Source organism: Streptomyces sp. NPDC058662, assembly GCF_042716255.1.
Taxonomy (GTDB): Bacteria; Actinomycetota; Actinomycetes; order Streptomycetales; family Streptomycetaceae; genus Streptomyces.
Genome location: NZ_JBHXRU010000137.1, coordinates 1 through 13,337 on the forward strand (window position 1 = coordinate 1; position 13,337 = coordinate 13,337).

7 protein-coding genes are annotated in these 13,337 nt (G+C 75.7%); 5 read left to right on the top strand and 2 right to left on the bottom strand.

The annotated features are described in order from the left end of the window. Positions 1 to 50: 50 nt before the first annotated feature. On the bottom strand, positions 51 to 206 hold the full coding sequence (locus ACFWUQ_RS29210) for a DUF6131 family protein (RefSeq protein WP_204357835.1): 156 nt from the start codon (positions 204 to 206) through the stop codon (positions 51 to 53). A gap of 266 nt (positions 207 to 472) precedes the next feature. Here ACFWUQ_RS29210 and ACFWUQ_RS29215 point away from each other — a divergent pair, with 266 nt between their 5' ends. After that, on the top strand, positions 473 to 730 hold the full coding sequence (locus ACFWUQ_RS29215) for a hypothetical protein (RefSeq protein ID WP_384543998.1): 258 nt from the start codon (positions 473 to 475) through the stop codon (positions 728 to 730). Positions 731 to 823: 93 nt separating this feature from the next. Here ACFWUQ_RS29215 and ACFWUQ_RS29220 read toward each other — a convergent pair whose 3' ends face one another. Then, on the bottom strand, positions 824 to 1,864 hold the full coding sequence (locus tag ACFWUQ_RS29220) for an NAD-dependent epimerase/dehydratase family protein (protein ID WP_384544000.1): 1,041 nt from the start codon (positions 1,862 to 1,864) through the stop codon (positions 824 to 826). Between the two features lie 219 nt (positions 1,865 to 2,083). Here ACFWUQ_RS29220 and ACFWUQ_RS29225 point away from each other — a divergent pair, with 219 nt between their 5' ends. The 4 genes from ACFWUQ_RS29225 to ACFWUQ_RS29240 form a co-directional block, all read left to right on the top strand. Beyond that, positions 2,084 to 3,067 carry a magnesium and cobalt transport protein CorA gene (locus ACFWUQ_RS29225; RefSeq protein ID WP_384544002.1) on the top strand — a complete coding sequence of 328 codons (984 nt, stop codon included), beginning with the start codon at positions 2,084 to 2,086 and terminating at the stop codon, positions 3,065 to 3,067. Between the two features lie 61 nt (positions 3,068 to 3,128). After that, the gene (locus tag ACFWUQ_RS29230) at positions 3,129 to 3,686 is read left to right on the top strand and encodes a DUF664 domain-containing protein (RefSeq protein ID WP_384544004.1); all 558 of its coding nucleotides are present in this window, start codon (positions 3,129 to 3,131) and stop codon (positions 3,684 to 3,686) included. A gap of 1,100 nt (positions 3,687 to 4,786) precedes the next feature. Then, on the top strand, positions 4,787 to 11,806 hold the full coding sequence (locus ACFWUQ_RS29235; RefSeq protein ID WP_384544006.1) for an SDR family NAD(P)-dependent oxidoreductase: 7,020 nt from the start codon (positions 4,787 to 4,789) through the stop codon (positions 11,804 to 11,806). Positions 11,807 to 11,837: 31 nt separating this feature from the next. Continuing rightward, a partial coding sequence (locus tag ACFWUQ_RS29240; RefSeq protein WP_384544008.1) for a polyketide synthase occupies positions 11,838 to 13,337 on the top strand: 1,500 nt, incomplete at its 3' end.

Sequence of the window (13,337 nt, forward strand, 5' to 3'; positions counted from 1 at the left end):
GGGGCCCGCAAGATCCTAGATCTGTCGGGCCCCATCCCCATGCGGGGACGTCACCAGTAGTGGCGTCGGCCGCCGACCGCGTGTCCCACCGAGCCCAGGATCCACAGCACCGCTCCGACCACGAGCAGGATGATCCCGATGGTCCACAGGATGGAGATTCCGGTCAGGAATCCGATGAGCAGAAGGATGAGTCCGGCGAAGATCATGGTGTGCCCCTCGTTCCTCTGGAGGAATTCGGCGGAACAGCGGAACCGCCGTGGCGTCCGAAGCGCGTCTACCCCGCGAGGTCGGTTCCTATCGCCGTCGACTCCACGGATTCCGTCGTCTCGACGCCGATGTCCGCGTGATCCGCGCGTCTCCTCGGGCATGACGTTCCACTCGCGCCATACGACGGATCTTCCTCAGGTTTTGCGGGGAGGGGTACGGGCAGCCGCCCCGGGAGAGACCCCTGACCACGAGGAGGCGGGCAGTCATGGACGAGCAGGGCGGCGCCGGAGGTGTACCTCCGCACGACGGACACGACTCCGGACGGACCGAACGGGAGCGGCACCACGGCGAGAAGCGGACAGACGCGGCGGACACGGACGAGGCGAGCCGCCTCGACCGGCCGGAGCCGGGCCGGGGTCCGGGAAAGGGCCGGGGGCCGAGCCGGAATCCTGGTTCGGGCGAGCGGGACGCGCGCTGGGTGGGACCGCGGGACGAACAGGAAGAAACCAAGCACCAGGAGTAGGCGTCGTACGCCCACCGCACGCTCAACGGCACCCTTGCCGCCTGCGCTGGCAGGCGGCAAGGGTGCCCGTCTGCGGGCCCGCTCTCCGACCGCTCAGGCGGCCAGGGGCGCCGTGGGCATGCCCGCCCCGTCGCGGAGGCCCGCCAGGAATTCCTCCACCGCTTCCACCGCCGTGTGCGCCGGCCGCCAGTCGAGTTCCTCGCGCGCCCGCGAGCTGTCCATCAGCGGCAGCCGCAGCACGGCGTCGAAGAGGTCGGGGGACGCGGGGACCAGGTGGAGCCGCCAGGCCGCGGCCAGAGCCGCCCGGACGGGGGCCGTCGGTACGGAGAGCGGGCGCGCCCGCAGGATCCCCGCCAGGACCCGCGCGTCCAGTGGCGGTTCGGCCGCGAGGTTGAACGGCCCGCGCACGGGGCGGCTGGCGGCGGACAGGTAGGCGGCGGCCGCGTCGTCCGTGTGCAGAGCCTGGAAGGTCAGCCCGGCGAGTTCGGGTACGGCCGGGATCAGGCCGGGGCGTACGAGCCGCCCGGGCAGGAGCCGGCCCGCGAAGATCCGCCGCTGCTCGGAGGCGGCGGTCCGCTTGAAGAGGAACGCCGGGCGCATGCGGACGACCCGGAGTCCGGGGTGGGACTGCTCGAATGCGTCGAGGACGCGCTCCAGGTAGGCCTTCTCGCGGGTGTACGCGGCCTGCGGCCACCCGTGGGTGGGCCAGGACTCGTCGACCGCGCGGTCCTTGGGGCCGGGCGAGTACGCGCCGACGGACGAGGCGTGGATCAGCGCGGGCACCCCGGCGGCGGCAACGGCTTCGAAGACGCGCACACTGCCCAGGACGTTGGTGCTCCACGTCTGGACGGGGTGGTGCGTCGGCTGGAACTTCCAGGCGAGGTGGATCACCGCGTCCGCCCCGGCGAACAGCGGCACCAGGTCCGGGCCGTCCGGTTCGATGTCCGCGGCGGCCCAGGCCGTCTTGGCGGGCCGCCACCGCGGGACCCGGCGGGCGATGCCGAGCACCGAGCCGACGGCGGGGCTGTCGGCGCAGGCCTGCACCACGCTGGTGCCGACGTTTCCGGTTGCTCCGACCACCACGACCCGTAGGCCGTCGTCGGCGGATTCCATGGGGCTGGGCCGGGTGGTCATACGGAGCTCCCGTCGGTCGCACCGGAACGGCTTCGGTCAGCGGGACCGGGCGCGGTCGGGGCCGGTCTCGCCGGTACGGAGCGCCTAACCCGCATCGCCCCCCGCAAACCCCGGCACGCGGCGTTCCGGTCGAGGCGCGCGACGACGGGGGTGGGGCCTCCGTCGCCGCGGGCGCATGAAACCGGCGGGTTGAAGCATGCGGAAGGGATGGAATGCGTGGTGTACGGGAACCAGTCGGACCGGACGGAGACGGTGGAGTGCGACCTTGAGGAGGAGGTCTGCCAGCTGGTGCTCAAGCGGTTGCGGGAGCTGGACGAGGGCGAGTTCGGATGGGTGCGCCTGGTCGACCCCTCCGAGGACGAGCTCGCGCAGCTGGCCGACGACCTGGGTCTGCACCCCCTGGCGGTCGAGGACGCGGTGCAGGCGCACCAGCGTCCCAAGCGGGAGCGCTACGGCGACGTCCTGGCCGTCGCCCTGAAGACCCTCTGGTACGTCGAGGAGGAGTCGGCGGTGGAGACCGGCGAGATGATGCTCTTCGTGGGCCCCCGTTACGTCCTCACCGTGCGGCACGGAGAGGTGGATCCCTGCCCCGAGGCCGCCCGTCGGCTCGACGCCGACCCGGACATGCTGCGGTTCGGGCCGCGGGCCGTTCTGCACGCCGTCCTGGACGTGGTCGTCGACGCGTACGGTGAGGCCGCCGACACGGTGCGCGCCTCGCTCGACCGGCTGGAGGACCAGGTCTTCTCCTCCTCCCGCGTGGACCACACCGAGCGCATCTACTCCCTGAAGCGCGAGGTCCGCGAGTTCCGGGACGCGGTGCAGCCGCTCGTTCCGGTGCTGCACGGGCTCGTGGGCGCGCTCGGCGAGGAGGAGCACCCGACAAAGGCCCTGCCTTACTTCCGTGACGTGGCGGACCACCTGCACCGCACCGATATCGAGGTGCGGACCCTCGACGAGCTGCTGACCTCGGTACTCGACGCCCAGCAGGCCCGGGTGGGCACCTGGCAGAACGACGACATGCGGCGCATCTCGGCGTGGGCGGCGATCTTCGCCATCCCGACGATGGTCGCCGGGGTCTACGGGATGAACTTCGAGCACATGCCCGAGCTCGGCTGGACGTACGGGTATCCGCTGGCGGTCTGCCTCATGGCGGCGGCGTCGGGCGCCCTCTACCGCGCCTTCCGCCGCAACGGCTGGCTGTAGGCCCCGGGCGGGGTCGCAATTCGCTGGCGGGCTCCGGCGCACTCATATGATCATGGGCCGTATGACTGATCAACCCGCACGGTGGACCCAGGCGACCGTATACCCGGACATGTGGACAGACCCGGCCGACGACCCCCGCGAGAAGGAGGGCGCCGGCCCGGAGGGCGAGCTCGCCACGGTCCAGAGCTTCCTGCGGGACTACCGGCTGACCCTGCGGATGAAGTGCGAGGGCCTGGACCCGGAGCAGTTGGCCCGCCGGTCGGTGCCGCCGTCGACGCTGTCGCTGCTCGGTCTGCTCCGGCACCTGGCCGAGGTGGAACGGGACTGGCGCAACTGGATCACCGACGGGGAGCCCGAGCCGAAGCTGTACGGCGACGGGGGCGACTTCGGCGGGGTCGTGGCGGAGCAGGCCGCGGTCGACGCCGCGTACGCGGACCTGGAGCGTGAGCAGGCGGCGACGGACGCGGTACTGGCCCAGCACCCGGATCTCGGTGAGCGTCTGGGTCGGGAGGACATCACGGGCCGGGAGCTGATGGTGCACAGGGTCGAGGAGTACGCGCGCCACTGCGGGCACGCCGATCTGCTGCGCGAGTGCATCGACGGACGAGTCGGCCAGTAGCGCCGGTCGCCGGTGCGTCGGCCCGCGCCCGGGGTCGGCGTCGGCGTCGGCGTCGCCAGCACCGTGTCCACGCCGTGGAGCATCCGGCAGGGCAGCGAAGCGGGGAGCCGCAACCGGGGGGCGAAATCAGGACGACCTCGCGCGCTCGGGGTTGGTGTGCGGACGGGGCCTTGTCGAGGGCAGGTCGGCGGGTGGGTCCGCAAGCCGCAACTCCGTTGTTCCGAAGCTGAGTTTCCGGGACGATCACCTCCCGCTCGTCGTGCTGGTGCGGGCGTAGGTCGGCCCCGCGCTGCGTACGGTGGAGGCGGGCACGGGGTCGACCGCCGCACGGAGCCGCCGGGGTCGGAGTCGCGACCACGTACACCCTCGGGACCGCGCGGAATGCGCGACGCACACCGAGGCGCCGCGCCGGTGAAGGCGCGGCGGTCCGCGGCGGGGACGCGGCGGTGGAGCCGCGCGAACGCAAGGGTGAGGACCGGACGGCAGCTCCCGGATCGGCCCGTCGCAGGGGGCGGCCGAGCGGCCGGGCCGCCGACCGCGCCGGCCCGCAGGCCGGGTCGGCCGCGCACCCAACCCGTACGGCATTTCCGGCCGCGTGGACGGCGGTAGCCGCCGCCAGGAGAGAAGCGCCCCGATGCGGGCAATGGCGCAGGCCAAGGCGGTGGGAGCGGGCCCGCACATGCGGATAGCACGGCGATCTCGAAGCGGCCAAAAGCCAATGGCCCGTACCTGCACGGTCGTTGACAGTCAGCGGCGACCCCCGCACGATGCAACGCGGCATGACGGTGTTACCGGCGAGTCACTCGGGACGGGTGTCCCGCCGGAGCGGTGTGCGCGAACCCCGGCCACCCCCTCTGACCTGCCTGGATCCTCGCCGCGCCGTCGGATCCTCGCCGCGCCGTCCGTCGACCGCCGTCGGCACGGTGCACGGTCCGCCCGGCCTGTTTCGCGCTGCCGTTACCCAGCCCGTCGGCTCCGTCCGTCCGTTCCGCCAGCCCGATACGTTCCGCCAGCCCCGTCCGCTCCGCCAGCCCCGTCCGTTCCACCCCGTCCGTCACCCCGCCCGTTCCGCTTGACCGTTCGGCCTGTCAGGAGCGCCTGTGACCCCCCAGCCGGCCCGTTCCACCGTCCGCGACCTCGTCGTCGCGCTCAGCCCGTTCGAAGAGCCCAATCCCCGGCTCGTCGTGGCCGCCGAACGCGCCGGCGCCCTCGGTCTGCTCGACCTCGGCACAGACGCCGGCCGGGCCCGCGAGGCCCTCTCGGAAACGGCGAGATCCCTGCGGCAGCCCTACGGCGTACGCGTGCCCGTCGGCTGCCCCCTCCGGCCGGACGAGCTGCCGGCGGAGGTGGACACCGTACTTCTGGCGGATCCGGCCCAGCACGCGAGCCCCGCCGCCTGGGCGGCCGGTGGCGCCCGACGGGTCTGGGCCGAGGCGACCAGCTCGCGGGAGGCGGTGGCCGCCGTGGCCGCCGGGGCGGACGCGGTCGTCGCGAAAGGGCACGAGGCGGGCGGACGGGTCGGCGAGTTGACGGCGTTCGTCCTGCTGCAGCGGCTGCTGGCGGACCCGGACGTGACCGTACCCGTCCTCGCCCAGGGCGGGATCGGCCCGCACACGGCGGCCGCCGCCGTCGCGGGCGGCGCCGCGGGTGTGCTGCTCGACGCCCAACTCGCCCTCACCACCGAGGGCGAGGCCGCCCTCCCCGCGGCGGTCGCCGCCGCCCTGCGCGCGATGGACGGCAGCGATACCGAGGTCGTCGCGGGCCGTCGGATCTTCACGCGCCCCGACGCGACCCCGCCGGATCCCGCGGGACCGGCCGCCCGTCCCGGCGCACGTCCGTCGCGCGTCCACGCCCTGCCCCTCGGTCAGGACGGCGCCTTCGCCGCCCGCCTCGCCGAGCGCCACCGCACCACGGGCGGCGTCGTCCAGGCCGTCCGCGAGGCGGTTGCCACCCACGTGGACGCCGCCGTGCGGACCGCGCCGCTCCGGCCGCGGGCCGCGGCCCCCCACCTGCCCGTGGCCCAGGGCCCGATGACCCGGGTCAGCGACCGGGCCGCCTTCGCCGAGGCCGTCGCGGACGCGGGCGGGGTCCCGTACCTGGCGCTCGCCGTCATGCCCGGCGCCGAGGTCCGCACCCTGCTCGCCGAGACGGCCGGGCGCCTGGGCTCCCGGCCCTGGGGCGTGGGCCTGCTCGGTTTCGCGCCGCCCGAGCTGCGAGCGGCGCAGCTGGCCGAGGTGGCCGCGGTCCGCCCGCCGTACGCGATCATCGCGGGCGGGCAGCCCGCCCAGGCGGCCCCGCTGGAGGCGGCGGGCACCCGTACGTACCTGCACGTCCCCTCCCCCGGCCTGCTGGAGCGGTACCTCGCCGAGGGCGCCCGGCGGTTCGTGTTCGAGGGGCTGGAATGCGGCGGACACGTCGGACCCCGGTCCTCCTTCACCCTGTGGGAGGAGCAGATCGACCGGCTGCTGGCCCATGAGGACGCGCCGGCGCTGGACGTCCTGCTCGCCGGCGGGATCCACGACGAACGGTCGGCCGCCATGGCCGCCGTCGCCGCGGCGCCGCTCGCCGAGCGGGGCGCCCGGATCGGGGTGCTGATGGGCACCGCCTACCTCTTCACCTCCGAGGCGGTGGCCGCGGGTGCCGTACTGCCCGGTTTCCAGGCCGCCGCCGTCGCCTGCGAGGCGACCGTCCTGCTGCGGACCGCGCCGGGGCACGCCACCCGGTGCGCCGCGACCGAGTACGCCGACACCTTCGAGGAGGCCCGGCTGCGGCTGGCCCAGGACGGCGCGAGCCCGCGCGAGGTGTGGGAGGAGCTGGAGCGGCTCAACCTCGGGCGGTTGCGCGTCGCCAGCAAGGGGCTGCGGCACGGGAGCGCCGGGCCGGTGCCGGTGGGCGAGGAGGAGCAGCGGCGCGACGGCCTGTTCATGCTCGGCCAGGCCGCGACCGCGCGGTCGGCCACCACCACGGTCGCCGCCCTGCACGCGGAGGTGACGGAGGGGGCGTGCGCCTTCGTGGAGCGCCGGGCGCGCGAACTCGCCCCGGCCGCACCGCCCGTGCCGGAACCCGCCGCGCCGTTGGACATCGCGATCGTCGGCATGGCCTGCGCGTATCCGGGCGCGGGCGATATGGCCGACTTCTGGGCGAACGTCGTAGCGGGCCGGGACGCGGTCACCGAGGTGCCGCGGGACCGGTGGGATCCCGCGCTCCACTACGACCCCGACCCCGCCCGTGCCGGGGAGCGCACCCCCTCCCGGTGGGGCGGATTCCTGCCTCCCGTACCGTTCGACGCGCTCGCGCACGGCATCCCGCCGTCCTCGCTGTCCGGGATCGACCCGGTCCAGCTGCTCGCTCTGGAGATCGCCGGCCGGGCCCTCACGGACGCCGGGTACGGGGGCGGACGCGTATACGACCGTTCGCGCACGTCGGTGGTGTTCGGCGCCGAAGCGGGCACGGACCTCGCCGGTGCCTACGGGTTCCGCGCGCTGTACCCCGGCTACCTCGGGGAGCTGCCGCCGGACCTGGACGGCCAGCTGCCGAGGCTGACGGAGGACTCCTTCCCCGGGGTCCTGGCCAATGTCATCGCCGGCCGGATCGCCAACCGGCTCGACCTCGGCGGCGCGAACTGCACCGTCGACGCGGCCTGCGCCTCGTCCCTCGCCGCGCTGGACCTGGCCTGCCGCCAACTCCGCTCGGGGGACAGCGACATGGTGCTGTGCGGCGGAGCGGATGTGCACAACGGCATCAACGACTACCTGATGTTCGCCTCCGTACGGGCCCTGTCCCCCACCGGCCGGTGCCGCCCCTTCGCTGCGGACGCCGACGGGATCGCGCTGGGCGAGGGGGTCGCCGCGGTGGTGCTCAAGCGGCTGGAGGACGCGCGGCGCGACGGTGACCGGGTGTACGCGGTCGTCAAGGCCGTCGGCGCGTCCAGCGACGGGCGCTCCCTCGGGCTCACGGCGCCCCGGCCCGACGGCCAGCGGCGCGCCCTGGAGCGGGCCTACGCGCGGGCGGGCGTCTCACCCGCCGAGGTGGGGCTGGTCGAGGCCCACGGCACCGGCACGGTGGTCGGCGACGGCACGGAGCTGGGGGTGCTGACCGCTCTGTTCGACGCCGCCGGGAACGCGGGCTGCTCCCTCGGGTCGGTCAAGTCGCAGATCGGGCACACCAAGTGCGCGGCCGGCCTGGCGGGGCTGATCAAGGCCGCGCGGGCGGTCCATGCGGGGGTACGGCCGCCGACCCTGCACCTCGACCGCCCGCATCCGGACTGGCGGGCGGACGAGGGGCCGTTCTTCTTCGACGCCGAGGCCCGGCCGTGGGCGGTGCCGGCGCGGCGGCGGATCGCGGGCGTGAGCGCCTTCGGCTTCGGCGGTACGAACTACCACGCCGTACTGGCCGGTTGCGAGGACGAACCCCCGCACGGGCTGGACGCCTGGCCCGCGGAGCTGTTCTGCTTCCGCGGCGCCGACCACCGTGCGGCGGGGCGCGCGATGGAACGGCTGGCGGCCCGGTTGGCGGAGAACGACGGCGCGGGGCGGCCCTGGCCGCTGCGCGACCTGGCCGCCGAGACGGCCTCCTCGGCGACCGGGCCCGTGCAGGTCTCGGTGATCGCCGAGAACCTGGACGACCTCGCCGCCAAGCTGGCGCGGGCCCGCGCCTTCGCCGAGGGCGAAGGGGTGCGCGTACGGGCCGCGCGGGCCGAGCCCGGGCAGGTGGCGTTCCTCTTCCCCGGGCAGGGCAGCCAGCGCCCGGGGATGCTCGCGGACCTGTACGTCGCGTTCCCGCGACTGCGGATGCTGCTGGACGAGGCTCCGCCGGAGGTGGTCGCGGCGATGTTCCCGCCCGCGGCGTTCACCCCGCGGGAGCGGTCGCGGCAGCGCTCCGCGGTCACCGACACCCGCGTCGCCCAGCCCGCGCTGGGGCTCGCGGGTGCAGCCGCGCACCTGCTGCTCGGTTCGCTCGGCGTCCGGCCGGACTGCGCCGCGGGGCATTCGTACGGGGAGTTGACCGCGCTGTGGGCGGCGGGCTGCCTCGACACGGCGGCGCTGCTGCGGCTGAGCGCCCGGCGGGCTTCGGCCATCCTGGGGGCCGCCGGCGCGGACCCCGGGGCGATGGCGGCGGTGACGGCCGGTCCCGAAGAGGTACGCGACATCGCGGCGCGGGCGGGATGCGTCGTCGCCAACCACAACGCGCCCTCCCAGTGCGTGATCTCGGGCCCGACGGCGGCCGTGGAAGCGGCGCTCGCCGCCCTGGGCGCCGCCGGGCTGCGCGGCGAGCGCATCCCGGTGGCCTGCGCCTTCCACAGCGAGGTCGTGGCGGGCGCGGTGGACGGGCTCGCCGCCGAACTCGCCGGGACCGCTGTAGCGGGGCCCGCCGTCCCGGTCTGGTCCACCGCCACAGCCCGGCCGTACCCCGCCGATCCCGCAGAAATACGCGCGATGCTGGCCCGGCAGGTGGCCGAGCCCGTCCGCTTCGTGGACCAGATCGAGGCCATGTACGCGTCAGGGGTGCGGACGTTCGTCGAGGCCGGGCCGGGCCGGGTGCTGACGGCCCTGGTCGCCAGGATCCTGGGCGACCGCCCGCACACCGCGGTCGCCGTCGACGTGCCGGGCGAGCCGGGCCTGCCGCGGTTGCTCGCCGCGCTCGCGGAGCTGGCGGCGGCCGGGGTGCCCGTCGATCCGGAGGCCCTGTTCAGGGGCCGGACGTCGCGGCTGCCCGAGCGGGCTCCGCGCCGTCCCGGTTGGCTGGTCGACGGCCATCTGGTGCGCACGGCCGACGGAGCGCCGGTCGCGGGCGGCCTGCGCCCGGCCAGGCGCGTGCCGCAACCGCAGCCGCAGCCGCGGGCCGCTGGCGCGGTGGACCGCCGCGAGGAGACCGTACTGGAGTACCTGCGCGGGGCGCGGGAGCTGGTGGCCGCCCAGCGCGAGGTCCTGCTGGGCTACCTCGGCGCGGGGGCGCCTGCGGCGACGCCGCGTCCGGCGGCGGAGGGCGCGGCTATGGCCGAGGGCGGGGTCGCGGCGGTGGCCCGGGTCGGGGCGGAACTTGACCCGGCGGCCGGGGTCGGGACGGAGCAGGACGCGGCGGTCCCCGCCGCACGGGGGCCGCTGGGCCGGGAGCAGGTCATGGACGCGGTCCTGGAGATCGTCCACAGCCGTACCGGCTACCCCAGGGACATGCTGGACCCCGACCTCGACCTGGAGGCGGACCTCTCGGTCGACTCCATCAAGCGTGTGGAGATCGTGGGGGCCCTGGCCGATCGGATCGGTTTGCCCCGGCAGTCCGACGGTGCGGCGGAGTCGGCCGTCGAGGAACTGTCCCGGATCAAGACCCTCCGCGGGATCGTGGACTGGATCGAGGCCCGGGAGTCCGCCGTCCCCGAACCCGCCGCTGCCCCGGCGGCGGCCGCTCCCCCGGGCGGACCCTCCGTCCCGGTGCAGGCCGCGGCAGCGGCACCGGCACCCGTTTCGGGGGTGCCCGGTGGGGCGCTCGTACGCCGACCGGTCCGGTTCCGCGTCGAGACGGTTCCCGTCGGGCCTCCCGCCGCGGGCGAGTTGGCGGGGGCGCTGGCCGGCCGGTCCTTCGCCGTGGTCGGCGGCGGCCTGGGGGTGGGGCCCGTACTCTCGGCGCTGCTGGAGTCCCACGGGGCCCAGGTCCGCACCGTGTCCGCGGACCGTTCGCCGGGCACGGATGCGGTGGCCGGCCTGGGCGGCGTGGACCGCATCGACGGCCTGGGCGGCGTGGATGGCCTGGTGGATCTGAGCGCTCTGCGTCCCGGGCCGGACCCGGTACTGCCCGAGGCGTTCGCGAGGTTGCGCGCGGCCCTGGTCGGCGGGGTGCGGTGGCTGGTGGTCGCGACCGCGTCGGGCGGGACATTCGGGCACGGTCCGGCCGCGCCCGATCCCGTCGCGGGGCTCGGGCTGCGCGGATTCGCCCGCAGCGCCGCGCTCGAATGCCCGGGGACCCTCGTACGGGCCGTGGACGTCGACCCCAAGGACCGGCCGGAACGCATCGCCGCGCATCTGCTGGCGGAACTGTGCGCCTCGGACGACCTGGTGGCCGTCGGTTACACGAACGGCTCGCGTACGGTCCTGCGCACCGTACCGGCGCCGCTCGCGGACTCCGCTCCCCCACCGGTGCCGCTGGACCGCGACAGCGTGGTCCTGCTCACCGGCGGGGCCCGCGGCATCACCGCGCGCGTCGCCCTCGCGCTGGCCCGTGCCTCGGGCTGCCACATCGAGCTCATCGGCCGCACTCCCCCGCCCGAGGCCGCCGAGGACCCGGCCCTCAGCTCGGCACACGACCGCGTGGCCCTGCGCGCCGCACTGATCGCCGGGGGGCTGCGCACCCCGGCGGAGATCGAGACGGCCGCGTCCGGGGTCCTGGCCGCCCGCGAGATACGGGAGACCCTGCGCGCGCTGGACGGTACGGCGGCGTCGGTCCGCTACCACTGCGCCGACGTCACCGACGAGGAGGCGGTACGCGCGGTCGTGACCCGCGTCCGGGCCCGCCACGGCAGGCTCGACGGGATCGTGCACGGTGCGGGCCTGCTCCGGGACTCGCTCCTGCGCGACAAGGACCCGAGAACCTTCGCCGACGTCTTCGCGACCAAGGTGGACGGGGCCCGCCACCTCGCCGCCGCGCTCGCCGACGAAGGCGCGGCAGCGGGGCCCGCCCCGGGTTTCCTGGCCCTGTTCGGCAGCGTCGCCGGGGTGTACGGCAACCGCGGGCAGAGCGACTACGCGGCTGCCAACGACGCCCTGGACACCCTGGCCCACGCCTGGACCGGCGCCTTCCCCGGGCGCGTGCTGGCCGTCGACTGGGGCCCGTGGGCCGCGGCGGCGGGCGGCATGGTCACGCCGGAACTGGAGCGCGCGTACGCGCGGCGCGGCATCGCGCTCATCGATCCGGACGCGGGCGCGCAGGCCTTCCTGGCGGAACTGGCCCACGGCACGGATCCGCAGGTCGTCCTGATGGCGGACGCGGACGCGGACACCCGCACCCGCCCCGGCACGGACCCCGGCCCGCCCGCGGGCCCCGACCCCCGCAGGGACCCCGGCCCGTCCGCGGGTCCGGGCGCGCGTGCGGACGGGGACGCCACCGGGCGGGAGGCCCGCCGTGGCTGAACCGCGTCCGACGGATGCCGCGATCGTCGGCATGGGCGCCGTGTTCCCCGGCGCCGGCGACCTCTCCGCCTACCGGCACAACCTGTTCACCGGTGTCGACGCCATCACCGACGTACCGCCGGGGCGCTGGGACCCCGAGGTGTACTACGCCCCCGACGGGCCGCCCGGCAGTGACCGCTTCTACTGCCGGCGGGGCGGCTTCGTCGACGACCTCGCCGCCTTCGACCCCACCCGGTTCGGCATCATGCCGGCCGCCGTGGCGGGAGCCGAACCCGACCAGCTGATGGCCCTGCACGCCACGGCCGAGGCCATCGCGGACGCGGGTGGCGAGGACCGGCTGCCGGCGGACCGGGCGCGGATCGGCGTGGTGCTCGGCCGCGGCGGATTCATGGGGGTCGCGACCGCCCGCCTCGACCAACGGGTACGGACGGCACACCAGTTGAGTACCACCCTGCGGGAGTTGGCCCCGGAGCTGGGCGACAGCCGGATCACCGCGATCCGGCAGGCCTTCCAGAGCGCCCTGGGCCCGGAGCGACCCGAGGCGTCCATCGGGCTCGTGCCCAGTTTCACCGCGGCCCGGACCGCCAACCGGCTCGACTTCCGCGGTCCCGCCTACACCCTGGACGCGGCCTGCGCCTCCTCGCTGCTGGCCGTGGACCAGGCGGTCGCCCTGCTGGCCGCCGACCGCTGCGACCTGGTCGTCGCGGGAGCCGTCCACCACTGCCACATCGCCACGCTCTGGAGCGTGTTCACGCAGCTGGGCGCGCTGAGCCCCAGCGAGCGGATCCGCCCCTTCGACCGGCGGGCCGACGGCACACTGCTCTCCGAGGGGACGGGTGTGGTCCTCCTCAAGCGGCTCGCGGACGCCCGGCGGGACGGCGACCGGGTGTACGCCGTGATCCGCGGGGTCGGCGTGGCGGGCGACGGCCGCGCGGCGAGCCTGATGAGCCCGCTGGTGGACGGGCAGGTCCAGGCCGTGGAGCGGGCCTGGACGGCGGCGGGCCTCGATCCGAGGGCCAGGGGGGCGATCGGTCTCCTGGAGGCGCACGGCACCGGTACCCCCGTCGGCGACGAGACGGAACTGGTGACCCTGGCCCGGGTGTTCGGGCCGCCGGACGAGGGCGGCGCGGTCGCGCTGGGTTCCGTGAAGTCCATGCTCGGGCACACCATGCAGGCCTCCGGTATGGCCGGACTGATCAAGGCGGCGCTCGCCGTCCACGAGGGGGTGCTGCCGCCGACCCTCCACCTGGACGAGCCGCACGAGGCCCTGGCGCGGACCCGGATGCGTCCGGTCCGCACGGCCGAGCCGTGGGAGCCGGGGCCCGGACCCCGCCGGGCCGCCGTCAACGCCTTCGGGTTCGGGGGCATCAACGCGCACGTGATCCTGGAGGAGCTCCCCCGGGGCCGCGCGGACGGGCCTCCGGTGCGCCGCTTCCTCCCGCTGCCCGCCGCGCACCGCCCCGTCCCGCCGCCCCCCGCGCGCCGTGCCGCCGGCCCGCGGCGGGCGGCGCGGCCCGTCGCGGGCGGGTCC

Bases quoted from the DNA above. Each gene is read 5' to 3' on its own strand.
- ACFWUQ_RS29210 (WP_204357835.1), bottom strand. From the start codon at position 206: ATGATCTTCGCCGGACTCATCCTTCTGCTCATCGGATTCCTGACCGGA.
- ACFWUQ_RS29215 (WP_384543998.1), top strand. From the start codon at position 473: ATGGACGAGCAGGGCGGCGCCGGAGGTGTACCTCCGCACGACGGACAC.
- ACFWUQ_RS29220 (WP_384544000.1), bottom strand. From the start codon at position 1,864: ATGACCACCCGGCCCAGCCCCATGGAATCCGCCGACGACGGCCTACGG.
- ACFWUQ_RS29230 (WP_384544004.1), top strand. From the start codon at position 3,129: ATGACTGATCAACCCGCACGGTGGACCCAGGCGACCGTATACCCGGAC.